This window comes from Marivirga arenosa (genome assembly GCF_030503895.2).
Classification (GTDB): Bacteria; Bacteroidota; Bacteroidia; order Cytophagales; family Cyclobacteriaceae; genus Marivirga; species Marivirga arenosa.
Window position 1 is genome coordinate 2,127,289 of the sequence record NZ_CP129970.2, and the last position, 22,712, is coordinate 2,150,000.

Annotated in this window: 19 protein-coding genes (1 of these 19 running past the window's edge); 16 read left to right on the plus strand and 3 right to left on the minus strand. The window is 33.9% G+C overall.

Features of this window, described 5'->3' with window-relative positions:
• Positions 1–42: 42 nt before the first annotated feature.
• Together QYS48_RS09440 and QYS48_RS09445 are read right to left on the minus strand one after the other, a co-directional pair.
• Positions 43–954, minus strand: coding sequence for a type IX secretion system membrane protein PorP/SprF (locus QYS48_RS09440; RefSeq protein WP_308355693.1), 912 nt, complete (start codon positions 952–954; stop codon positions 43–45).
• Positions 955–959: 5 nt separating this feature from the next.
• Positions 960–5,303 (minus strand): BspA family leucine-rich repeat surface protein, encoded by a 4,344-nt coding sequence (locus tag QYS48_RS09445; RefSeq protein ID WP_308355694.1) that lies wholly within the window; start codon positions 5,301–5,303, stop codon positions 960–962.
• 309 nt (positions 5,304–5,612) lie between these two features.
• Here QYS48_RS09445 and QYS48_RS09450 point away from each other — a divergent pair, with 309 nt between their 5' ends.
• The 11 genes from QYS48_RS09450 (at position 5,613) to QYS48_RS09500 (ending at position 16,945) form a co-directional block, all read left to right on the plus strand.
• Entirely contained in the window at positions 5,613–6,245 is a 633-nt protein-coding gene (locus QYS48_RS09450) for a CoA pyrophosphatase (protein WP_308355695.1), read from the plus strand.
• Entirely contained in the window at positions 6,245–7,492 is a 1,248-nt protein-coding gene (locus tag QYS48_RS09455; protein ID WP_308355696.1) for a DUF819 family protein, read from the plus strand. Before QYS48_RS09450 ends, QYS48_RS09455 begins: the two co-directional genes overlap by 1 nt.
• Positions 7,493–7,597: 105 nt before the next feature.
• Positions 7,598–8,233 carry a hypothetical protein gene (locus QYS48_RS09460; RefSeq protein ID WP_308355697.1) on the plus strand — a complete coding sequence of 212 codons (636 nt, stop codon included), beginning with the start codon at positions 7,598–7,600 and terminating at the stop codon, positions 8,231–8,233.
• A gap of 262 nt (positions 8,234–8,495) precedes the next feature.
• Positions 8,496–8,951, plus strand: coding sequence for a MarR family transcriptional regulator (locus QYS48_RS09465; protein WP_308355698.1), 456 nt, complete (start codon positions 8,496–8,498; stop codon positions 8,949–8,951).
• 28 nt (positions 8,952–8,979) lie between these two features.
• Complete coding sequence (locus QYS48_RS09470; RefSeq protein ID WP_308355699.1) at positions 8,980–11,382, plus strand: 3-hydroxyacyl-CoA dehydrogenase/enoyl-CoA hydratase family protein; 2,403 nt, start codon at positions 8,980–8,982, stop codon at positions 11,380–11,382.
• Positions 11,383–11,425: 43 nt separating this feature from the next.
• Complete coding sequence (locus QYS48_RS09475; RefSeq protein ID WP_308355700.1) at positions 11,426–11,794, plus strand: four helix bundle protein; 369 nt, start codon at positions 11,426–11,428, stop codon at positions 11,792–11,794.
• 13 nt (positions 11,795–11,807) lie between these two features.
• Entirely contained in the window at positions 11,808–12,977 is a 1,170-nt protein-coding gene (locus QYS48_RS09480; protein WP_308355701.1) for an acetyl-CoA C-acyltransferase, read from the plus strand.
• A 126-nt stretch (positions 12,978–13,103) separates the two neighbouring features.
• Positions 13,104–14,906, plus strand: a complete 1,803-nt coding sequence (locus QYS48_RS09485; protein ID WP_308355702.1) for an acyl-CoA dehydrogenase family protein — start codon at positions 13,104–13,106, stop codon at positions 14,904–14,906.
• Positions 14,907–15,074: 168 nt separating this feature from the next.
• Complete coding sequence (locus QYS48_RS09490) at positions 15,075–15,668, plus strand: DUF4389 domain-containing protein (protein WP_308355703.1); 594 nt, start codon at positions 15,075–15,077, stop codon at positions 15,666–15,668.
• A 1-nt stretch (position 15,669) separates the two neighbouring features.
• On the plus strand, positions 15,670–16,158 hold the full coding sequence (locus QYS48_RS09495; RefSeq protein ID WP_308355704.1) for a DUF4870 domain-containing protein: 489 nt from the start codon (positions 15,670–15,672) through the stop codon (positions 16,156–16,158).
• A gap of 1 nt (position 16,159) precedes the next feature.
• Complete coding sequence (locus tag QYS48_RS09500; RefSeq protein WP_308355705.1) at positions 16,160–16,945, plus strand: M48 family metallopeptidase; 786 nt, start codon at positions 16,160–16,162, stop codon at positions 16,943–16,945.
• A 222-nt stretch (positions 16,946–17,167) separates the two neighbouring features.
• Here the strand turns inward: QYS48_RS09500 and QYS48_RS09505 are convergent, their stop codons facing one another.
• Positions 17,168–18,868, minus strand: a complete 1,701-nt coding sequence (locus tag QYS48_RS09505; RefSeq protein WP_308355706.1) for a PDZ domain-containing protein — start codon at positions 18,866–18,868, stop codon at positions 17,168–17,170.
• A 175-nt stretch (positions 18,869–19,043) separates the two neighbouring features.
• Here QYS48_RS09505 and rpmH point away from each other — a divergent pair, with 175 nt between their 5' ends.
• The 5 genes in view from rpmH to tsaB are tightly spaced (at most 21 nt apart) and all read left to right on the plus strand, a layout consistent with a single transcriptional unit that may run on beyond the window.
• Positions 19,044–19,205: a 50S ribosomal protein L34 gene (gene rpmH / locus QYS48_RS09510; RefSeq protein WP_308355707.1), complete on the plus strand. Its 162-nt coding sequence runs from the start codon at positions 19,044–19,046 to the stop codon at positions 19,203–19,205.
• Between the two features lie 21 nt (positions 19,206–19,226).
• Positions 19,227–19,625 (plus strand): ribonuclease P protein component, encoded by a 399-nt coding sequence (rnpA, locus tag QYS48_RS09515; RefSeq protein ID WP_302122805.1) that lies wholly within the window; start codon positions 19,227–19,229, stop codon positions 19,623–19,625.
• A gap of 12 nt (positions 19,626–19,637) precedes the next feature.
• The gene (locus tag QYS48_RS09520) at positions 19,638–21,299 is read left to right on the plus strand and encodes a S41 family peptidase (protein ID WP_308355708.1); all 1,662 of its coding nucleotides are present in this window, start codon (positions 19,638–19,640) and stop codon (positions 21,297–21,299) included.
• Entirely contained in the window at positions 21,299–22,111 is an 813-nt protein-coding gene (locus QYS48_RS09525; RefSeq protein ID WP_302122807.1) for a sulfite exporter TauE/SafE family protein, read from the plus strand. Before QYS48_RS09520 ends, QYS48_RS09525 begins: the two co-directional genes overlap by 1 nt.
• On the plus strand, positions 22,108–22,712 hold the 5' portion of the coding sequence (gene tsaB / locus QYS48_RS09530) for a tRNA (adenosine(37)-N6)-threonylcarbamoyltransferase complex dimerization subunit type 1 TsaB (RefSeq protein WP_308355709.1). Its footprint extends 109 nt past the window's final position; the window shows 605 of its 714 coding nt (coding positions 1–605); it begins with the start codon at positions 22,108–22,110; its stop codon lies beyond the right edge, outside the window. The genes QYS48_RS09525 and tsaB overlap by 4 nt, the downstream gene beginning before the upstream one ends.

The window sequence follows — 22,712 nt, forward strand, 5'->3', positions numbered from 1 at the left end:
AAATAATATAAGGCTACACTTTTAAGTGTGGCCTTTTTTATTTTAGAAATATCTTCTGCCTAAAGCATGTCTTTCGAATAATGCTAAATCAAGCGAAATCATCAATGAATGCGTACCTAATCCTGTTAAGGCTGTATTGTTAATAGGAAGTTCAAAAGCATAGCCGAATTTAATGGATTCATCGATTTTTAACTGAGTGTTTAAACCTAAAGCTGAGAAGTTTCGAATTGAAGCTCCTAACCATATCGCCTCATTCAAAAGAAATGAGGTGTTGATGTCAACTGCATAATTATCATTATCAACATACATCACTAAAATAGAGGGTTTAAATTTAAACGAGAAGAGTTGGTCAAATACATAGCCACCACTTAGATAATAATGCCTACGATATCGAGTGCTTTGAGATCCCCCATCATTTACTCTAACATCTAACAGTCGAGGTACTGATAAGCCTATATAATAGTTTTTACTCATATACCAGAAGCCGAAACCAAAATTCTCTTTTGTAACACTAGGTTGAGCATCATTTAAAATGGTATCGTCTAAATATTGTAAATTTAATCTGTTGTAGTCATAATTATAATTCACAAGACCCGCTTGAAGTCCCATAGAAAACACGTTGCCTAGTGGCGTAATGATTTTATAAGAATACATTAGGCTGAATTCAGTATTATTATTGATTCCGAAGCGATCGAAAATAAGGTTTGCGCCTACTCCAATTTTATTCTTAAGAAAGGAATTTGTAACATTTAAAGTATTTGTAATGGGGGCTCCTTCTACACCAGCCCATTGGGTTCGGCTTAGTGCTGTTGCATTTAAAACATTATTAACACCTGTATATGCCGGGTTGATAATTGCCTGGTTAAAGAAATATTGATTGTATAATGGATCATTTTGTGCTTGTAAACAAAACGGGATGAGGACTAGAAGTATAAGTTTTATTGCCTTTTTCATGTTGATCATCTTTTAATTAAAATGAAACCACTAATTCTTTTTTCTCCATTCCCTTTATCAATCACATAATAGTAATTCCCACTTATCAATTCTTCCCCATTGCTAGAGGTGCCTTCAAAAATATTCGAACTATTATTGTACTGATCAATCTCGAATACCTTGTTTCCTAAGCGGTTGAAGATGCTAACTTTATTATTCGGATATTCAGCGATATTATCGATTTGAAGAAAATCATGTCGGCCATCTCCGTTTGGAGTTACTACATTGTAGACTTTTATTTCTCGACTTATTTCATTAACTACTAGACCATTTACACGGAATGTGAAACTTTTCAAATTTGTATTCACATTTACTAGTCCAGAATATTCGCCTACCTCATTTGCGTTTAACCTTACAGTAAACTGCTCTGAATTTAAGGGTGCAATTGAGGTAGGTATATTGATAATTTGAAACACCGGATTATCAACCGTAATACTAAGTATACTTATGGTAGCTTTTGCGCTTAAATTTTCTATTTCAAAATTTTTGTCAATGTCTACATTAATTAATGTGGTACCTAAATTGATGTCTTGATTTGAAATAATGATGGAATCAGTCTCATTATCTACAATATTTAATTCCGTTAACTCTGCACTGACATTGAAGGAAAATTGAGGTTCGTTAAAACTGTTATTTTCAATAAGAATTTCACCATTATAATCATCAATTTCAGAGGCTGAGAATTGAATAGAAAACTGGGTGGCTGTCCCTGCTAAAATGGTATCAGGTGCATTTAATATTTCGAAAACAGAATTTGAAGAAGTGATACCTGTAATTATTAAATCATCGTTTCCATTATTATTGATGATAAATGGTTTTTGAATTTGCTCCCCTTCCACAGCAGAACCAATATCAACAGTTGCTATTTGATTGCTGGTAATAGCAATGTTTTTTTCCTCAAACAAGGTGATTTGTGAATATGCTGTAGTAAAACCTTCTTTTGTTGCTGATCCTCCAGGAGTGGTTACGATTACATTTCCAGGTGATACATTACCCACAATAGCAATTATTTCAGCATCTGAAATCACTTCAAAGGATGCTGCATTTATCCCTCCAAAACTTACTGAACTGGTATTTGAAAAGTTCAATCCATTGATTGTGATAGTATCCCCTGGTGAAGCGAATGTTGGACTAAATGAGGTAATGATAGGAGCAGGAATAATTTTAAATCCTGATTTTGTTGCAGTTCCACCAGGCGTAGTAATGCTTACATTACCAGGAGCGACATTTCCTAAAAGAGCTTGGATTTCTGTACTTGAAATTACCGTAAAAGAATTAGCATTAATTCCACCAAAGCTAACGATGCTTGCATTATCAAAATTAAAGCCCAATATGATAATCGTATCGCCAGTAGTACCAGTATCAGGGTTGAATGATTCGATCAAAGGAGCCGGAATGAATTCGAATCCTGGCATTGAAGCAGTACCCGCTGGTGATGTAATTGATATTTCGCCCGAAGCACCATTGGCTAAAATTGCCAAAATTGAATTATCTGATTCTACTGTAAATGAATTAGCATTAATACCACCAAAGCTAACGATGCTTGCATTACTAAACCCACTTCCTGAAATGGTTATAGTATCACCAATTGCACCTGATGAAGGCTGAAACTCAGTTATACTAGGAGTAGATAATGTGACAACTGATTCTGGATTTCCAGTTGAAGTATCAGTATTATAAACCTCTAATCCATTAGCACCATTATATTCGAATATTTGGAAATGATAGCTTGTACCTTCGGATAATCCAGTAAGTGTAAAATTATTTCCTTGACCCACATAAACAACATAATTATTATTGCCTATATCGGTGGCGTTAGAAAAATCATTATTAGCCGAATAACTTGAAAGATTTGTAGGAACAAAATCTACAGCTTGATTTTGTTTTACTATTACAATTCTCCCAGATCCATCTCCATTTTCCCATGATACATTCAATTGATTAGTTGAAACATTTGAAAAAGTAATGTTAGATGCTTGAATAGTAGGAGTAGGACACCGTGCTCCTGCATCATCAATTAACCAGTTGTGAGTGTTTATTAATTGAGAGCGTTCTTGCTCAGAAAAACAGTAGCTAATATTATGGGCACCCAAATTTAAATCATTTGGTATTAAAGTTTCGTTTTCTGACAAAGTAGCCCATCCGATAACAGTTGAGTCGTAGTTTATAGTACTCAATGCGCTATTCGTAAATATTGAATCAATTCCAATAACTCCTGATCTTTCTTCTTCAAATGCAGCAACTGAACTGATGTCCCAACTCGCTAAATTCTGATTAAAAGTAGAAGCATCCCAAAACATCCCTCCTAGGTTGGTTACTTGAGAGATATCCCAATCACTTAGGTCGCTATTAAAGTTTGTAGCTCCCTTAAACATTTCCACCATATTGGTGACATTTCTAACATCCCAATTACTCAAGTCACTAACAAAGGAACTTGCATTGTTAAACATCAGCCTCATGCTCTCGCAATTTCCTACATTCCATCTACTAAGGTTTCCTGAAAAAGTAGTGGCATCACTAAACATTCTATCCATTGATGTTACCCTGCTAACACTCCAATTACTAATGTTACCATTAAATGAGGTGGCTCCAGAAAACATATTATCCATGAAAGTGACATTGCTAACGTCCCATGAATTTAAATTCTGATTAAATGAAGTAGCGTTTTGAAACATCGATCCCATATTGGTTACATTACTCACTTCCCATCCATCTATATTTTGATTAAAACTAGTGGCACCAGAAAACATAGCATTCATGTCTGTTATATTGCTCACATCCCAATTTTGAATATTCCCGTTAAAGGAGCTGGCATTTCGAAACATACTACTTACATCTTGGAAAGTACTCACATCCCAGTTGGATAAATCACCATCAAAAGATGTTGCACCATCAAACATATTATATGCGAGGCTTACATTTTGTAGTAAGGGAGTGTCTGAAATATTTGAAGTTAAATTTATGCAGTTGTAAAATGAGTAACTCAAATCCGTCCATTCCTGATCTCCCCATTGTTCTATGCTAATTATTTTCCCTCTATCAGCTACAGATATATTAAAATCAAGAAAATATATTTTTGGGAAATCTCCTGTAATAGAAACTTCATAAATATCTCCATTATTAAGCCCTGTGATTGTATATCTGCTGGTTAAACCTAATGTAGATCCCTCTCCTACACCAGGATTCGTAATATTTCTCCAGCTAACATCATAGAAGTATGTTTCTGAATTGCTTGTAGGGATGGTTATTTGACCATCATCTGTTTGCCATCGTGTAACAAATGCTTGGCAGTCTAATGCATCTCCATTTATAGTCCAGCTGTAGGTAGTTCCAGTTAGTGTGGTTCTGGCATCTGCTCCATTGCAATAGCTTAACCCTGCTGCTCCGAGTGTAATTCCAGTGGGAGTATTGAAAAAGGATTCCCAACCTCTTAAGGTTGCATCATAATTTACTTTTGATAAGCCAGAGTTATCTAGCATACCAGACATAGTGGTAACATCTCTAATACTCCAAGCACCTAAGGACTGATCAAATGAACTTGCTCCTGAGAACATTTCGGTCATATCAGTAACCTGAAAAGGAACCCAAAAATCTAAAGGACTATTGAAAGCAGAGGCATTTTGAAACATGCTGTTCATATTTGTTACAGAACTAACGCTCCAACCATTTAAATTTTGATTAAAAGAAGTAGCGCCCTCAAACATTTGTCGCATAGTGGTTACATTGAAAGTTGACCAGTTACTAATATTGCCGTTGAATGAGGTAGCTTGAAAGAATGTTCCTAACATGTTTTCTATAGTGCTTACATCCCAATTATTTAAATCACTATTAAAAGAAGTGGCTAATCCAAAAGTGGCGTACATACTTTTAACTAAGCTTAAGTCAGGTGCGTCTGTTGCATTAGAAGTTAAATTGCTACAAGCCCAAAATGCAAAATACATTGTCTCCCATTGAATATCTCCCCATTGTTCTATGGTCTGAATTTTTGGAGCTTCATCTGTATCGCCCAGAAAGTAAATTGCTGGAAATGCACCAGAAATACTGATTTCATAAGTATCATCATTATTTAAGCCTGAAATGGTATATGATGTAGAAACTCCTGCATCAGAGCCATCACCTTCCCCAGGGTTTGTTAGGTTAGTCCATTCTATATCATAATTGTAAGTTAAACTATCAATAGAAATTATTGGTATAGTTATAGTACCATCCGTAGTTTGCCAAGTAGTCACAAATGGATTTTGACTAAAAGAAGTGGAGGAATAAATAAACCCTACACCTATGAATAAAAAAAAGAGTAGCCATTTTTTCATGGGTAATTAATTTCAAGGTCAATTATAAAGATAGAAAAATAAGAATACTATTGTAAATAAAAACTTATAAAAAATTGATTTATAAGAACTTATGTTAATTTTTTTCTTCATTTTATCATGTACTAAATAGTACTTTAAATACTATTACCCCAAAAATTTTTTAAATGGATCATTTTATAATGATATTTTTCTAAGAACAAGAGTTAGAAATTTAGTTGAGTTGAAAAGTAAAAAATTATTGAGCTTTCGTGATAGTTCGAAAGTTTTTAATGAAAGCTTTAATATGTTTTGTATAATTGTTGATTATTCATGATAACAGATTTAAAAGATTTTCTTACTGAACGATTATTAAAAGCTCTACCTGGTGATAATGCTCATCAGCAAATGATGGCAAAACCAATAGGGCAGCGTTTTAAAATGAAGTATAGTGAACCGCCAAAAAAAGGGGCAGTCATGATCGCTCTATATCCTTTTGATAATAAGGTTTATTTCCCTTTAATGAAACGACCACCGTATCAGGGGGTGCATGGTGGACAAGTGAGTTTGCCAGGTGGGAAAAAGGAAGATTCTGATCAAACATTGATCGAAACAGCTATTAGAGAAACTTATGAGGAAATTGGAGTAAAAATATCCGATCAGCAAGTAATCGGTAGTTTATCTGACTTGAATGTGACAGCTAGTAACTTTATTGTAAAGCCTGTCATTAGCATCTTAAATGAAAAACCAGAATTTTCAAGAGATCCTCGAGAAGTCGAACATATTTTTCAAGCAGAATTGGAACATTTAATCCATCCTCAAACCATACAAGAGAAGGAATTAACGGTCGCAAAGGAAGTTAGATTGAAAGCTCCTTTTTTTGATATTGATGAAAAAGTTGTGTGGGGAGCAACTGCTATGATCCTCAGTGAATTTGTTGAAATTTTAAAAGAACATTATAAATAATGGAGAAGCCTTTAATTACTAATGATGCCGTTACTTTAGGATTATTATTTATCATTTTAGCATTCGTATTTGTTACTGCATCAAGTAAAAAAGAAGGATGGAAAAAATTCTATCGCATCGTACCCTCTGTTTTATTATGTTATTTCCTACCTTCTTTATTAAATACATTCGGTATAGTATCCGGTGAAGATTCTAATCTCTATTTTGTGGCATCTCGCTATCTATTACCCACATCATTAGTATTATTAACCTTATCGGTTGATTTAAAAGCGATCTCCAATTTAGGAACTAAAGCTGTGGTTATGTTTTTGGCCGGCACCTTAGGTATTGTAATTGGAGGACCAATAGCAATCCTAATAGTTTCATCATTTGCTCCTGATGTTGTAGGAGGAGTTGGTCCAGATGCAGTATGGAGAGGAATGGCAACTATTGCAGGAAGTTGGATCGGTGGAGGTGCTAATCAGGCAGCTATGTTTGAAACTTTCGGAGCAAGCGAAGATCTCTTTGCCACTATGGTAACTGTGGATGTTATTATAGCTAATATTTGGATGGCCTTCTTATTATATGGTGTCGGAATTTCAAAAAAACTAGATAAAAAATTAAAAGCAGATGCCTCTGCGATTGAGGAAGTGAAAATAGGAATTGAGAAATATCAAGCCTCTATTATGAAAATTCCTCATTTGCATGAGGTAGTTACCGTTCTAGCGGTAGGCTTTGGGGCTACAGCGATAGCTCATTTTGGGGCAGATCTTATAGCGCCATGGATAGCAGAAAATGCCCCTCAGTTAGATAAGTTTAGTTTAACGTCATCATTTTTCTGGATTGTAATAATTGCCACAACTATAGGTTTAATGCTTTCATTCACAAAAGCTAGGAAATTAGAAGGAGTAGGAGCGTCAAGGTTAGGAAGTGTAATGATTTACATTTTGGTTGCTTCAATTGGGATGCTGATGGATGTCACTGAAATATTTGATAATCCAGGATTTTTTATTGTGGGCGCTATTTGGATGTCTATTCATGTAATAGTCCTTCTATTGATAGCTAAATTAATAAAGGCGCCATTCTTTTTTGTAGCCGTTGGTAGTCAAGCCAATGTGGGTGGTGCAGCTTCAGCACCCATTGTAGCAGGTGCTTTTCACCCAAGTTTAGCCCCGGTTGGTGTTTTATTAGCCGTGCTAGGTTATGTTTTAGGTACTTATGCAGCTTATATCTGTGGATTATTATTGCAAGCGGCTTCCGTTAGTTGATATGTGATATTAGTCGTAAAGTGCTGATAATTAATAATTTGAAACATATGTTCTATAGCTTCGTCTTTAATTAGTACTAAGCATTTTTTTAATAGAATACTTTATATGATTTATTTTACAAGAGCTAAAATAATTACTATTTCGGCAATTGTTTTTTTATTTAGTGTTAGCAACTCATTTAAAGCAATTTCCCAGGGCGAAAACCCTATTTTTCCTTGGAATGTGGAGTTGAGAGCAGGTCCTTCTTTTCCAACGGGCAGTTTAGCAAATCGCGTCAGTACTGGATTTAATGTTGGAGCTAGACTAGGTTATTCTGTCAGAGAAAGGTTAATATTAAGGACTGATCTAACAACTGAATTGCTTCCTGGCATACTAGGTTTTGATGACAGTCAGATTTGGCATTATTCGGCTGGTGTGGAATACCTATTTACAGATCAGGGGCAAACGGATTGGAGAATATCCGCTCATGGAGGTATGGGAGCTAGTACCATCACTTTCGATGATATATCTGAATTGGCCAGCACAAATCTTTCTTTTAATTATGGATTGAAGCTTGGTAGAGGAATTACCGATAATTTTGATTGGTTTGTGAGTGTAATGGGGAGAAGCGTTATTTTTGACTCTCAAAATAATTCTTCATTAGATAGCTTTACCACCTTTCCAATTACCATAGGGATTAACCATAGGTTTAATTTAAATGATAAACCAGTTACGGATAAGTTTGAACAACCACCAAATTAAATACTTCTAACGGAGTATTATTATCATGACCAATCTGCTAACTAGATGACAATACACTAAATACTCTTCATTTTTTGTCTACTCTTAATTATGATGATCGTGAAATAGCAGATTGTAGTTAATATGATATAAACACATCCTTTATGTTTCCTATTTCGTTTTTACTGTAGTATTCTTCTGTGAATAAATTTTTTCACCAAAAGAAATATTTTTTTCAAAATATAGTATGCATGCATACTATATTTTTGTATATTTGAATTCCATGAAAAGAGAAGAATCAATTGACTATAATATAAAAGCGGCCTGGCATGCTATTTCTCGCATGTACAATCAACAGGCGGTAAAGCATGGAATTACAACTTCGATAGGGTTTGTATTACTTAATATCAATACCAAAGAAGGAACTCCAGCTACTAAAATTGCTCCCTTAATGGGGCTAGAGAGTAGAAGTCTGACCAGAATGCTTAAAAATATGGAGGAGAAAGGCTTGATTTATAAAAAGCCAGATCCTGAAGATAAAAGATCAGTAAGAATATTCTTAACAGACTTAGGAATAGAGAAAAAAGCTATATCAAGAGAGACGGTAAAAACTTTCAATGAGGAAGTGATCAAAACTATTGACCATGATAAGTTGGAAGTTTTTTTTGATGTCATCAATAGTGTAAATGACATTATTGAGAATAGTGACATATATAAAAATAAAGAATCAGTTCATTAATTTTTAAAATTTAAACCACAACGACTAAATGAAACGAAACATTAGAAAAGTAGCCGTTTTAGGTTCGGGCATCATGGGTTCAAGGATTGCTTGCCATTTTGCTAACATAGGCGTGGAGGTGCTTTTACTAGATATTGTACCTTTCGAACTTACGGATGCTGAAAAAAAACAAGGCCTAACTAAGGAAGATCCTCAGGTGAGAAATCGTATTGTAAACGATGCCTTTCAATCAACTTTAAAAGGAAAACCTGCTTCGTTATATCATAAAGACTTTGCCAAAAGAATTACATTAGGCAATTTCGATGATGATATGCACAAAATTAAAGATTGCGATTGGGTATTAGAAGCTGTGGTTGAGCGTCTAGATATCAAAAAGCAGGTTTTTGAAAATGTAGAGAAACACAGAACTAAGGGTACAATTATATCTTCTAATACATCAGGTATTCCTATTCATATGATGTTGGAAGATAGAAGTGAAGATTTCCAGAAACACTTTATTGGAACCCACTTCTTTAACCCACCACGTTACTTAAAATTATTAGAGATAATCCCAACTCCTAAAACGGATCAATCAATCACAGATTTCTTAATGCATTACGGAGATCTGTATTTGGGTAAGACTACTGTATTATGTAAAGATACTCCAGCATTCATTGCTAACCGAGTAGGGATATACGCTATCTTAAAAGTGGTAGATTCAATGCAAAAACTTGGGTTAAACATTGATGAAATTGATAAATTAACAGGACCAGCGATCGGTAGACCAAAATCAGCTACATTCAGAACTTCTGATGTTGTAGGCTTAGATACTTTAATTAAAGTAGCAAATGGTTTATATGATAATCTACCTAATGATGAATCTAGAGAAACGTTCAAATTACCGGACGTAATTGGGAAATTAGAAGAAAATAAGTGGTTAGGAGATAAGACAGGTCAAGGATTCTATAAAAAAACTAAGAAAGATGGTAAGACTGAGATCTTAACCTTAGACTTAGATTCAATGGAATATAAGCCCAAAACGAAACCAAAATTTGCTACACTTGAAGCAAGTAAGCAGGTTTCAAATCTAAAAGATAGATTCCCAGTTCTTTTAGGTGGCAAAGATAAGGCAGGTGAATTCTACAGAGATTCATTCTATGGCTTATTCCAATATTCATCTAACCGTATTCCTGAAATTTCTGACGAATTATACAGAATTGATCAGGCAATTTGTACTGGATTTGGTTGGGAAATTGGTCCATTTGAAACTTGGGATACTCTTGGTGTTAAGAAAACAGTTGAGAAAATGGAAGAAGCAGGTTATAAACCAAATCAATGGGTTTATGATATGCTAGATTCAGGTGCTGATTCTTTCTACAGAGTAGAAGCAGGTCAGAAACAATATTATGACATCGATAGCAAGAAATATGTAAATATTCCTGGTACTGAAGAGTTCATTATTCTTGAAAACTTAAAAGAAAGTGGAAAAGAAATATGGAGTAATGCCGAAGCAGGAATCATTGATCTTGGGGATGGAATTATTAATGTAGAATTCAGGTCTAAATCAAATACTTTAGGAGGTGGCGTTGTTGAAGCCATCAATAAAGGTATTTCAATGGCAGAAGAAAAATACAGAGGGGTTGTAATCTCAAATGAAGGATCGAATTTCTCATTAGGGGCCAACCTAGGTATGGTATTTATGTTTGCCATTGAACAAGAGTATGATGAATTAGATTTCATGATTCGTCAATTCCAGCAAACTATGATGCGTGCGCGTTATTCTGCTGTTCCAGTAGTAGTGGCTCCTCATAATATGGCTTTAGGTGGCGGTTGCGAGTTATCTATGCACGCTGACCACATTCAGGCATCTGCTGAAACTTATATTGGTTTAGTAGAAGTTGGAGTTGGTGTTATTCCTGGTGGTGGAGGTACTAAAGAAAATGCCCTTCGCGTTGCAGACAGATTCCAAGATGGTGATGTTGAGCTAAATGCTTTACAAAACGCTTATATGAATATTGCAATGGCAAAAGTGGCAACTTCTGCTCATGAGGCAATTGATATGGGGATCTTGAGACCATCTGATGGAATTAGTGTAAATAGAAGCAGACAGATAGCGGATGCTAAACAAGCTGCTATTCGATTAGCAGATGCAGGCTACACAATGCCAGTTCAAAGAGAAGATATCAAAGTTCAAGGAAAAACAGGTATCGCTTTATTTAAGGCAGGTGTTAATGGAATGAAGATGGGAAGATATATTTCTGAACACGATCAAAAGATAGCTGATAAGTTAGCTTATGTGATGTGTGGTGGAGACTTATCTTATCCTCAAGAAGTTTCTGAACAATACCTATTGGATTTAGAAAGAGAAGCATTCTTGTCATTATTAGGTGAGAAGAAAACACTCGAAAGAATTCAATCAGTTTTACAAGGAGGTAAACCACTTCGTAATTAGAACACAGATATTAGATGTTTAGATAATAGATGAAAGATTGAAAATGCATAATCTCAAAGAATTGAAAATTTGGCAGAAAGCAATAGACATTACAAAAAGTATTTATAATGTGACCAAAAAATTTCCTTCTGAGGAAAAATTTGGACTTGTAAGCCAGATGAGAAGAGCCGCAGTTTCAATTTCATCTAATATAGCAGAAGGAGCTGGTAGAAATTCTCCAAAAGAGTTTCTACAATTTATTAGTATCGCAAACGGCTCATGCTATGAATTATTTACTCAATCTTATATCAGTTATGAACTTGAAATAATAAAGAAGAATGATTTTGATGTTGTATCTGATGAAATCAAGCAATTGCAAAATATGTTGTTTGCTTTTTCAGAACATCTAAAATCTAATTATCTAAAATCTTAAATCTTTAATTAAAATGGACGCATATATAGTAGCAGGATATAGAACGGCTGTAACAAGAGCCAAAAAAGGAGGTTTCCGGTTTACTCGCCCGGATGATCTAGCCTCTGATGTCATCAAGCACTTGGTTTCTCAAGTTGATGGCGTTGAGAATAAAATGGTAGATGACCTTATCGTAGGTAATGCTGTGCAAGAAGCGGAGCAAGGAATGCAAATGGGAAGAATGATTTCCTTATTAGCATTAGGAAAAGAAGTGCCCGGTATGGTGATCAATAGATATTGTGGATCTGGATTAGAAGCAATTAATATTGCAGCCTCAAAAATTCAGGCTGGTTATGGTGATATTATCATTGCTGGAGGTACAGAATCAATGTCTATGGTACCAATTATGGGTTATAAAACAGCCTTGAATTATAAAATAGCAACTGAAACGCCTGATTATTATACTTCAATGGGTTTAACAGCTGAGCAAATTGCACAGCAATGGAAAATCTCAAGAGAAGATCAGGATGAGTTTGCATATAATTCTCACATGAAAGCTTTACAGGCACAAAAAGATGGGAAATTCGATGATGAAATCGTACCAATCAATGTAAAGGAAACATATGTTGAGAATGGTAAAAAGAAAACAAGAGACTTTACGGTTGATAAAGATGAAGGTCCTAGAGCTGGAACAAGTACTGAAGTTTTAGGAAAACTAAGACCGGTATTTGCTCAAGGAGGTTCAGTTACCGCTGGTAATTCTTCACCAACTAATGATGGTGCATCATTCACCATGGTGATGTCAGAAAGAATGGTGAAAGAATTAAATGTTAAGCCTATCGCAAGAATGGTAGGTTTTGGTGTTGCGGGTGTTGAGCCAAGAATTATGGGTATAGGTCCAGTTGAAGCTGTGCCTAAAGCACTAAAGAATGCAGGCTTAAAATTAAATGACATTGATTTAATTGAATTGAATGAAGCATTTGCAGCTCAATCATTAGCTGTGATTAGAGAATTAGATTTAGATCAATCGAAATTAAATGTAAATGGTGGAGCTATTGCATTAGGTCACCCATTAGGATGTTCTGGTGCAAAACTTTCAGTTCAAGTTTTAAATGAATTGAAGAGAACTAACGGTAAATACGGAATGGTAACCGCATGTATTGGTGGTGGACAAGGTATTGCCGGCATTTACGAAATGATGTAAAAAAATATGATACTAGAGCCTAGGATCTAGATTCTAGTATCCAAAATTAAATTTATTCTGGTGTTTCTTTTTCATCTATGATGAAGGAGAAAGCATTACAGATACCAAATACTAAACATTAATATTATGAGTACTACAGAGAAAAAATTCACAGCAAAAGGAGGAGCTTTTCTTATTGAAGAAACTCCTGCTCAGGCAGTATTCACTCCAGAAGAGTGGACAGAAGAGCAGCAAATGATTGCTCAAACTTGTAAAGATTTCTTAGAACAAGAAATCTATCCTAGATTAGATGAAATTGATGACGTAAAAGGGAATCCTGAATTAATGCCTAAGTTATTGGATAAATCAGGTGAATTAGGTCTTTTAGGTACATCAGTTCCTGAAGAATATGAAGGTTTCGGTATGGATTTCAATACTTCAATGCTAGTAGCAGAAGTAATTGGAGCAGGGCATTCATTTGCTGTTGCGTTATCGGCACATACTGGTATAGGTACTTTGCCAATTTTATATTACGGTACTGAAGAGCAAAAGAAAAAATACTTACCAAAATTAGCAACTGGTGAGTGGAAAGCATCATACTGCCTAACTGAGCCAGATTCTGGTTCTGATGCTAATGCTGCGAAAACGAAAGCAGTTTTATCTGATGATAAAAAACACTATATCATCAATGGTCAAAAAATGTGGATCACGAATGGTGGTTTTGCAGATGTATTTATCGTTTTTGCTAAAATTGATGATGACAAAAACTTATCAGCTTTCATAGTTGAAAAAGAATTTGGTGGTGTTACTATGAATGAAGAAGAAGCTAAGATGGGTATTAAAGGTTCTTCTACTCGTCAGGTATTCTTTAATGATTGCAAAGTTCCAGTTGAGAACATGCTATCTGAAAGAGAAAACGGTTTTAAAATTGCCGTTAATATCTTAAATATTGGGAGAATTAAATTAGGAGCTTCTGCAATTGGTGCTTCAAAAGGTATTATCGCTCAAGCTTCTCAATATGCTAATGAAAGAAAGCAGTTTGGTACTTCTATCGGTAGCTTTGGCGCTATCAAACACAAAGTAGCTGAAATGGCTGCAAGAACCTATGCTTCTGAATCGGCAGCTTACAGAGCAGGTCAGAATATTGATGATGCTTATGAGGATATGATCGCTAATGGTATGGATGAAGCCGAAGCTAAATTAAAATCTGTAGAAGAATTTGCCATTGAATGTGCAATTATGAAAGTACATGCATCAGAGGTGTTAGATTATGTAGCAGATGAAGGCGTTCAGATTTATGGTGGTATGGGATTCTCTGCTGACGCTCCAATGGATAGAGCTTACAGAGATGCTCGTATTAATAGAATATTCGAGGGTACTAATGAAATCAATAGAATGTTAACTATTGATATGTTATTGAAAAGAGCTATGAAGGGTAAGCTTGATTTAATGACTCCAGCCATGAATGTTCAGAAAGAATTAACTTCTATTCCTGATTTCGGTGCTGATGAAGATGATGCTTTATTCGCAAAAGAAAAGAAAGTATTAGCTAACTTAAAGAAAGCGGGCTTAATGATTTCTGGTGCCGCAGTTCAGAAGTATATGCAAAAGCTGTCTCATGAACAGGAAATCTTAATGAACTTAGCCGATATGCTGATAGAAGTATATACAGCAGAATCTGCTTTACTAAGAACCGAAAAGTTAATTGGCATTAAAGGAGAAAAAGCTTGCGAGCAGCAAATCAATATGACAAAATTATATCTGCATAGAGCTGTAGAGGTAGCTAATAGAGCAGGTAAAGAGGCAATTTTTGCCTTCGCTGAAGGAGATGAGCAACGAATGATGTTGTTAGGATTGAAGCGTTTTAGCAAAATTGAGCCAATGAACTTAAAAGAAGTAAGAAGATCAGTTGCTGATCATGTTTTAGAAAAACAAGCTTACGAATTTTAAGCATTAGATTAATAGTAATTAAAATGAAAAGCTCGAATTTGATTCGGGCTTTTTTCTTATACTTTCAATATTCTCTATTTGCAATTAATACATTAGTTATAATTACTCCAATAGTTGTATTTAATCTAAAATTTTCACAATTTCAGGCCTCATAAAACCTAATTGAACATGTTAACTTTTCAGATTAAACACCAAGATCGCTATTCGCGTGGTGAATTATTATTAAGATCCTTCTTTGGGTGGATTTATATTCAAATACCTCATTTTTTCCTTTTAATGTTCCTTGGAATTTGGGGAAGTATTTTACAAATCATCTCATTCTTTGTGATTTTATTCACAGGAAGGTATCCAGAAAGCTTTTTTGAATACCAAGTTCAACTAATTAGATGGCAAACAAGAGTTAATGCTCGTATATTTAATTTAGCTGATGATTATCCACCATTTGGTCTAGATGCAAAAGATCCTTATGTAGAAATACAGGTTCAATACCCAGAAAGGATCAGTCGAGGGTTGGTATTACTAAGGTTATTTTTTGGCCCCTTATATGTTATTATTCCACATGCCTTTATACTTTTCTTTCGATTAATCTGGTGTCAAATATTAGCATTTGTCGCATGGTGGGTAGTACTTTTCACAGGAGAATACCCGAAATCATGGCATGAGTTTATTGTAGGTACATTTAGATGGAGCACTAGAGTTAATCTTTATATGTCATATATGACTGATATTTATCCTCCGTTTACTGGAAAACCAATGCAATAAGATGAATGTAGATAATTACCAAAGCATTCCGCAACCTGATGAAATAGATATTAGGGAAAAAGAAGATGCAATGGGGGCTTACCTAATGATGTTTGCAGCATTAGGTGCAGGCCTTCCATTACCAATTCTTAATTTAATTGCTGCCATTATATATTATTATATAAATAAAGGTAAAAGTCTCTTTGTTCGTTTTCATGCTTTGCAATCCTTATTAAGTCAATTGCCTACCTCATTATTGAATGCGGTAGCTGTATTTTGGGGTTTAAGAATTATTTTTCTTGATTATCCCTTTACGGATGTGTTTAAAGGCTATTTATGGTTGGTAGGAATTGCTAATTTGTTATATGTAGTTTTTAGTCTGATAGGTGCGGTAAAAGCTAGAAAAGGAGAAATGTATTACTTTATTTTATTCGGTAGACTTTCTTATCAATCTGTTTTTAAAAAGAAATCCTTTGAACAAAATAGAATTGTAAACCAACCTCCTAAATAGCATGAATAAGAATTTAAGAGACTTATTAATTATCTTAATCTTTGCTCTAGCCATTTGGGCTGGTTTTACATATTTTTCTACCACTACTGAGAAGAATGAATTAATATCTTTCCAGAAAGAGGATGAGATAGCTGATTTCTTTAATGATCAAATATTCAAAGAGTATGAATCTATAGAAGATGAATCAGTTGATTCAACTCTAAATATTATAATGGATAGGTTATCTACTGGAATGGATTCATTAAGTTATCAGTATGATATTCATATTTTGAAATCAGAACAAGTAAATGCATTTACAGCCTTTAACGGTCAGATTTTTATTTTTACTGCTTTAATTGAACAGACTGAATCAGCTGAAGAGTTTGCTGCTGTATTAGCACATGAATTGGCGCATGCTGAAAATCGACATGTTATTAAGAATCTCATAAAGGAGTTAGGGTTAAATTCTTTAATCTTAATTATGTCCGGAGGTGACCCTGTTGTATTACAGGAAATAAGCAAATTGGTAGTGAGTAGCGGATTTAGTAGAAAGATGGAAAGAGAAGCAGATGAATATGCTGTTAAATATTTAAAAGCTGCAGAATTAAATCCAAATAGGCTAACTCAGTTCTTCTTAAAATTGAAGCAATCTAAAGCGAATATTCCAGATGCTTTTAAATGGATTTCTTCTCATCCTGGATTAAAGGATAGAATTGAATATGTTACAAAACAGCTGGGAGATTCAACCTATGAAAAACCATTTGATATAGATTGGAAAGAATTTAAAGAACTGACAAAAATAAATTAGATGGGGTAATAAATTATTTATTTGTACTTTATCTATAAAAAATGACCATTTATAGAATAATTTCAAGAAATATATAAAAAAAATATTGATAGGCTTGACGGGTAAAAAAAAAGACTCTACTTTTATAACATCTTATACAAGTCAATGACTTTGTAAGGTTTTGGTTGAAATAGAAAGGCAGCTGGGGAGCTGCCTTTCGCTTTTCTAGCCCCTCCCAATTATTTAACCAAGATTAAGCCATTTCTTTCTGTTCTCTAATTGATAATCAGAGACTTCTTTTTGACTCTCTATCACATAACTGTTGAAGTAATTGACATCTTCAATTTTTAAAGAGACTTCCTTGATTTTTTGATTTCTCAGAACTTGTACTACATATTCAGGATTTTCGGATTCAAACCACAACTCAGAAGTTTCATCAAACTTAATCCCGTTAATTGAAATAATTTGATCTCCTATTCTTAATTTTTTTTCTGCAATACTTTTTGGAGCTATATTAAGTATTTTATCTTCATTTGTTTTGATTCCAAAATATCGACTCAGCAGGTTTTCATTTTTCTTTATAGTTAAATCAAAACCAAATTCTGATAATAGCGAATTCAATTCATCTTCAATCGGTTTCGTTCCCGTTATGTAATCATAAGAGTATTGTGATAAATCTTCCCCCATTACTTCTTCAGCAGTTTTAAGGTAATCTTCAGCAGAATATCCTTGATCATTTTTGTAATAATTATTCCATAATAATTTCATTACATCATCTAATGATTTTTCACCTTTACTTTTTAAAATTATTCTTAAGTCAAGAATTAAGGCAATCAGTGCTCCCTTTACATAAATAGAAACTTTTCGATGTGGAATTCCGGCTTCATATCCATCTAGCCATAAATCATAAGATGATTCAGCTACTGAATAATTGAACCTGCCATAGTTTTCAAAATGTCTCTTAAATAATTTATTTAATTCTTTTTGATACCAATCTAAATCTTTAACTCCACTTCGAATCAAAAATAAATCTCCATAATAAGTGGTTACTCCTTCCGCAACATATCCAGTCGTAAAGTAATTTTCTTTATCAAAATCATAAGGATACATCTCCTGTGGTCTTATTCTTATGATATTCCAATAATGAAATAGCTCATGAGAGCTAATTCCTAATAAATTCGAGTAAAATTCATCACTATTAAATTCTTTAGCGGGCCCTAAAACAATGCATGTACTGTTTAAATGCTCTACTCCATGATAAGCTTTTTCAGGTAAAATTTGAAACAGGAAATGATAATCCCTGCTTTCAAATTCTTGCATAGTTTCTAATTGATGCTGACTGAAATTCTTGAAGTCCTTTATAATTTTACTTTCGTCATCGATTTTAAAATCTCCCCTAAACCAGAGATGGAAATTATAATTATCTATACTGTATTTTAAATGTTTTAATCTTGCACCAACTAGTGCAGGGCTATCCACCAATTGATAAAAGTTATCCGCAATTAAAGTGGTTCCTTCTTTTTGCAGCCCGCAAGCTATTTGCCAATCACCTGGAATGTCTAGCAATATTTTATGCTGCTGATTCATGTTATCGGCATCATAAAGCATACAGTTAATAAAATTCAAATACCAATGTTCTTCATCAACAAAGGTGCTTCCACCATCGATTATTGAAGTATAGATTTGATATTGAATAATGTAACTATTGGCATCAGACTCTATCTCCCAGCTGTTTTTATCAGTTTTTTTAAAGGAGAGGGGTTTATGATTTGAGTCATATGCTTTAAATCCTCTTAAGTATTTTGAGAAGTTTCCTAATTGATATCTGCCTGGGCGCCAGTTTGATAATTTCAGTTTTAATTTATCTGTATTAGTGTTTAATTTAATTTCAATATTTAAAAATGGGTCTTGAGGATGATTTTGAGATAATCTATATTCAATCATTATCGATTTATTTAAAAAACCATATTACATTTGTGCAGTAAAGTTCATGATTTATAAGGAGATATAAAAAGTGTAATGCGCTTAGTATTTTCAAAAACTATTTTGCAGAAACAAATTAACTGCTTATCTTTGCAGCCCTTATTACAGAACAAGAAAATAATTAAAATATAAAGATATGAAACGTACATTTCAGCCTTCTCAAAGGAAAAGAAAAAACAAGCATGGATTCAGAGCTAGAATGGAATCTGTTAATGGTAGAAACGTTTTAGCAAGAAGAAGAGCGAAAGGACGTCACAAATTGACTGTTTCAGACGAAAAGAGCAAGCATAGAAAATAATTCTGCTATGCAGAAAGGCGCATGTCTGTAATTCCGGACAATAACGATTTTTCTTTTAAGAAAACTGAGCGCTTACATCATAGAAATGATATTAAGGAGCTTTTTGAAAAGGGCTCCTCTTTTTATTTATACCCATTTAAGGTTTTGTACCTAACGCAGAAGTTAACTGAAAAACATAGCCCTCAACAAATTTTAATTTCCGTCCCCAAAAGGAAATTTAAAAAAGCCCCTGATCGAAATTTTATTAAAAGACAAATCAGAGAAGCTTACCGGCAAAACAAATCTTTGATTGCTCCTGATTTGCTTAATAAAAATTTAAGGATTGCTTATATTTACACTTCAGACAAAAAAATGCCTACTCTAACTTTAGCTAAAAAACTAAAAAAGACTTTGGAGCGTTTGTCACAAGAATTGAAGTAAAGCATCTTTTATATGAAGTTAACCAATAAATCTTTTATTGCTATTGCTGTGGCGGCTTTAGTATTTTTAGCATCTTTTCAAATACAGAAAAATGACAGGTATTTTGAAATCATCAAAAACTTAGACGTTTTTACTACTCTATATAAGGAACTAAACACCTATTATGTCGATGAAATCAATCCAACTGATATTATAGAGATTGGAATTGAGGCCATGCTTCAATCTCTTGATCCCTACACCAATTTCATTCCTGAAGATAAAATTGAAGATTACAGAATAATGTCAACTGGTCAATATGGTGGCATTGGAACAACTCTTGGAAAGATTGAAGGAAGAAATGTTGTGATGATGGTTTTCGAAGGGGCTCCAGCGGAAACAGCAGGAGTTAATATTGGGGATGAATTATTGGAAGTTGACGGAAATCCAATCTCAGATTATTCAACAGATGAAATTAATAAGCTACTTAAAGGGCAAATTGGAACTCAAGTTGAGGTAAAAGTAAAAAGAAGCGGTGAAAAAAGACCACTTTCTTTTACCGTAGAAAGACAGAGAATTAATATTGAGAGTGTTCCGTATTATGGTATAATTGAAAATGATATTGCTTATATACGTTTAACTGAATTTTCTAGCGGTGCAGGTGCTTCAGTTCGGGCTGCTTTAGTAGAACTAAAAGGAAAAGGTGCTAAAAAAGTAATCCTAGATTTAAGAGGGAATCCAGGAGGACTTTTGAATGAGTCAATTGAAGTCTCTAATGTATTTATCCCAAAAGGTTTAGAAGTAGTGAGCACTAAAGGTAAAATTGAAGAATGGAATAAAACCTATACTGCCAATAAAAATCCAGTTGATATTAATATTCCGCTTGCAGTCCTAATAAGCAATAATAGTGCTTCCGCTTCAGAAATTGTAGCTGGAACTATTCAAGATTATGACAGAGGAGTATTGGTGGGACAAAGAAGTTTCGGGAAAGGTTTAGTGCAAGCAACAAGGCCACTGAGTTATAATAGCCAATTGAAAATAACAACCGCAAAATATTATATTCCAAGTGGCAGATGTATACAAGCCATAGATTATAGCCACCGAAATGAAGATGGAAGCATTGAAAAAATTCCAGATTCATTAAAAACGGAATTTAAAACAAGAGCTGGTAGAGTTGTTTATGATGGAGGAGGAGTATCTCCAGAGTTTAAAGTTGAGAATAAAGGCTTAGCGCCTATAACCATTCAATTAATCAAAAAGGGTTTTATCTTTGATTTCGCCACTGAATACTTCTATAATAATGAGGAAAGCGTTCCAGATCCTAAATCCTTCGCTATTACAGATAATTTGTATAATCAATTTTTAGATTGGGTATCAACTAAAGATTACAGTTATATTACGGCTACTGAAAGAGCCATTAATAAGTTAAAAGAAACTGCTGACTCTGATAAATATTTAGAATTTCTTGAAAAGGAAATCAGGGCTTTAGAAACGGATATACAAGAACATAAAAAGGAGGATTTAAAAGTTTTTAGTTCTGAAATTAAAAAGGCATTGAAAGAAGAAATTATTTCACGTTATCATAAACGACAAGGAATGATTGAATCATCCTTTGAGAATGATGAAGAGGTAGAAGCAGCCATTCAATTGCTTAATAATTCAAATAAATATCAGGGTCTTCTAGAGGTTGAAAATTAATGGACTTTTATTTCCTATTATTTTTAGCTGGTTTAATTGGAGGTTTAATTTCAGGTTTACTCGGTGTAGGTGGAGGAATTGTATACATACTAATTCTACCAATTGCTTTTAATTATATAGGTATTCCTGATCAGGAAATCGCTCAGTTTACAATTGCTAATTCTCTTTTCGGGACATTCTTTGCGGCCTTGTTTTCTACTTCCAATCATATAAAACACGGTGAATTTTATCCAAAACAGATTTTACCCATTAGTATATTTTCAATAATTGCGGGCTTGCTGTCCTTGTTTTTTATTGTAAATACTCCTTTCTATTCAAGGGAAGTATTCAATGTTGTGGTAATATTTCTTTTAGGGGGTATGCTTTTCTCAACCTTATTCAATGCGAAAAAGCAAAATCAATTTAAGGAAAGAAATTCCAGCAATTATTCATTGCTATCCTTAACAGGACTTTCTGCAGGTTTGGCTGCGTCTTTAACAGGCTTAGGAGGTGGAGTTATAATTATTCCTTTTTTGAATCAAGGGTTTAAGATGGGAGTAAAAAAGGCGAAGGCTATTTCTTTAGGAGTAATAACCATTACTTCTTTGGCTATGGTTGTTTTTAATCTGTTTCAACAACCTATGCAAGAGATTCAAATTTCTCATACTGGTTATATTTTATTTCAAGTAGCAGGGCCTTTAATTGTAGGTACTTTAATCACAGCAAGAATTGGTGTGAAATGGAGTAGGAAAATGAAAGCTACAACGGTAAGTTATTTATTTGCTGCTTTCATCATCTTAGTAATAGTTAAGAAAATATTAGAGTTAATATGAGTTTCATTTTAAGTATAGAAACCTCAACGCCCATTTGTTCTGTAGCCATTCATAAGGAAGGAGAATTAATGGCGAACACTGATTTGTTTTTAGAGAAATCTCATTCTAATTCTCTAACGCCATTAATAGAAGAACTACTTCAGCATTGTGATTTAAATATGTCAGACTTATCGGCTGTAGCAGTTTCATCTGGTCCGGGCTCTTACACTGGCTTAAGAATAGGTTTAAGTACTGCCAAAGGATTATGTTATGCTTTAGATATTCCTTTATTGTCTATTTCTTCCTTAGATAGTATGACTTCTCAAGTTATAAATTTTGATGCCTCAGAAAATATATGCTACATTCCAATGATTGACGCTAGAAGAATGGAAGTGTTTTATAAAGTGTCGGGTCATAATCTTAAGGGGATCGAAAAAATGTCTAATTTAATTATAGAGGAAGACTCCTTTAATAACCTAATTGAATCTTATAATAAAGTATATCTTTTTGGAAATGGATCTTTAAAAGCATATGAACTTTTGAAAAATGTTTCAGATAAATTTACATGGATAAAAGGTATTGATCCCACTGCTAAATTCTACGGTGAAATGGCATATGAAAA

Coding starts and splice junctions, on each gene's coding strand:
- QYS48_RS09440 (WP_308355693.1), bottom strand. CDS start 954: ATGAAAAAGGCAATAAAACTTATACTTCTAGTCCTCATCCCGTTTTGT.
- QYS48_RS09445 (WP_308355694.1), bottom strand. CDS start 5,303: ATGAAAAAATGGCTACTCTTTTTTTTATTCATAGGTGTAGGGTTTATT.
- QYS48_RS09450 (WP_308355695.1), top strand. CDS start 5,613: ATGATAACAGATTTAAAAGATTTTCTTACTGAACGATTATTAAAAGCT.
- QYS48_RS09455 (WP_308355696.1), top strand. CDS start 6,245: ATGGAGAAGCCTTTAATTACTAATGATGCCGTTACTTTAGGATTATTA.
- QYS48_RS09460 (WP_308355697.1), top strand. CDS start 7,598: ATGATTTATTTTACAAGAGCTAAAATAATTACTATTTCGGCAATTGTT.
- QYS48_RS09465 (WP_308355698.1), top strand. CDS start 8,496: ATGAAAAGAGAAGAATCAATTGACTATAATATAAAAGCGGCCTGGCAT.
- QYS48_RS09470 (WP_308355699.1), top strand. CDS start 8,980: ATGAAACGAAACATTAGAAAAGTAGCCGTTTTAGGTTCGGGCATCATG.
- QYS48_RS09475 (WP_308355700.1), top strand. CDS start 11,426: ATGCATAATCTCAAAGAATTGAAAATTTGGCAGAAAGCAATAGACATT.
- QYS48_RS09480 (WP_308355701.1), top strand. CDS start 11,808: ATGGACGCATATATAGTAGCAGGATATAGAACGGCTGTAACAAGAGCC.
- QYS48_RS09485 (WP_308355702.1), top strand. CDS start 13,104: ATGAGTACTACAGAGAAAAAATTCACAGCAAAAGGAGGAGCTTTTCTT.
- QYS48_RS09490 (WP_308355703.1), top strand. CDS start 15,075: ATGTTAACTTTTCAGATTAAACACCAAGATCGCTATTCGCGTGGTGAA.
- QYS48_RS09495 (WP_308355704.1), top strand. CDS start 15,670: ATGAATGTAGATAATTACCAAAGCATTCCGCAACCTGATGAAATAGAT.
- QYS48_RS09500 (WP_308355705.1), top strand. CDS start 16,160: ATGAATAAGAATTTAAGAGACTTATTAATTATCTTAATCTTTGCTCTA.
- QYS48_RS09505 (WP_308355706.1), bottom strand. CDS start 18,868: ATGATTGAATATAGATTATCTCAAAATCATCCTCAAGACCCATTTTTA.
- rpmH (WP_308355707.1), top strand. CDS start 19,044: ATGAAACGTACATTTCAGCCTTCTCAAAGGAAAAGAAAAAACAAGCAT.
- rnpA (WP_302122805.1), top strand. CDS start 19,227: ATGTCTGTAATTCCGGACAATAACGATTTTTCTTTTAAGAAAACTGAG.
- QYS48_RS09520 (WP_308355708.1), top strand. CDS start 19,638: ATGAAGTTAACCAATAAATCTTTTATTGCTATTGCTGTGGCGGCTTTA.
- QYS48_RS09525 (WP_302122807.1), top strand. CDS start 21,299: ATGGACTTTTATTTCCTATTATTTTTAGCTGGTTTAATTGGAGGTTTA.